The following is an 858-nucleotide window of genomic DNA, read 5'->3' on the forward strand; positions in this document are numbered from 1 at the left end:
CTGGTTTCGTCTTTCGAAAACCTCGTAAAAATTTCTCCAGCGCTCGTGGTGATTGATTATCTCTGTTTGAGAGAGCTTCTCAATATATCTCACTTGCTCTTTATGAGAATCGCGAAGTAGTCGGTTTACTTCGTCGTCAATAATATTGTTTTTGAGAGTTTCGATCTCTTTGGTCTTGAACAGCTCGCGATAGGAGAAAGACTTATCTCCAAAGTCTATAGAGGCAGGGTCTCTAGTGATTAAATCCTTAAGAAAATCGCCAATTATGGAGTCGAATGTCGCTACGATACTTAGTAAGAGAGAGGAGGGGAGAACTTTCATCCCTTGATCTATCTCCTCAATGTTATTCATCCCCTCAGTGAGCTTATCGTGAAGTTTTGGGCTTATGGCGAAAGTTTCGAAAAGCTCACCCGAATTGACTAGGTTTCGTGGACAAAGGGTATCCAGAGTTTGACTGAGGCGAGCGCGACGAAGCCGAGATAGGATTCCTTGGTTTTGTCGTAGCGGGTCGCAACGCGTCGCCAGTTCTTGAGTTTATTGAACAGTCGCTCGATCAGGTTGCGCCACTTGTATTTCGCGCGATCATGCGCGGCGGGATTACGCCGGCCCGCCTTGGCCGGGATCACCGCCTCGACGCCCGCCGCCTCAATCTCTTCGCGGATCGCATCGGCATCGTATCCCCGATCAGCCAGGAAGGCCTCGATCCGGTCAGTTATCATGCGGAACAGCGGTGCGAAGCCCTGCACATCGTGCGCTTGCCCCGGTGTCAGCACGAAGCCGAGGGGCAAGCCTCTGGCATCGCACCTTGCGTGGAGCTTGGTGGTGAAGCCGCCGCGCGATCGGCCAAGCGCCTCGGTT

Annotated in this window: 2 protein-coding genes; both read right to left on the minus strand. The window is 51.9% G+C overall.

The window, feature by feature from the left end; all coding sequences use genetic code 11:
- Positions 1–321: hypothetical protein (locus A3736_RS17765; RefSeq protein ID WP_233999157.1), on the minus strand; the 321-nt coding region annotated here is incomplete at its 3' end.
- A 98-nt stretch (positions 322–419) separates the two neighbouring features.
- Positions 420–858 (minus strand): IS5 family transposase (locus A3736_RS01575; RefSeq protein ID WP_082851247.1); only part of this gene is annotated, 439 nt, incomplete at its 5' end.

This window comes from Erythrobacter sp. HI0063 (assembly GCF_001635685.1).
In the GTDB taxonomy this organism is placed as follows: Bacteria; Pseudomonadota; Alphaproteobacteria; order Sphingomonadales; family Sphingomonadaceae; genus Qipengyuania.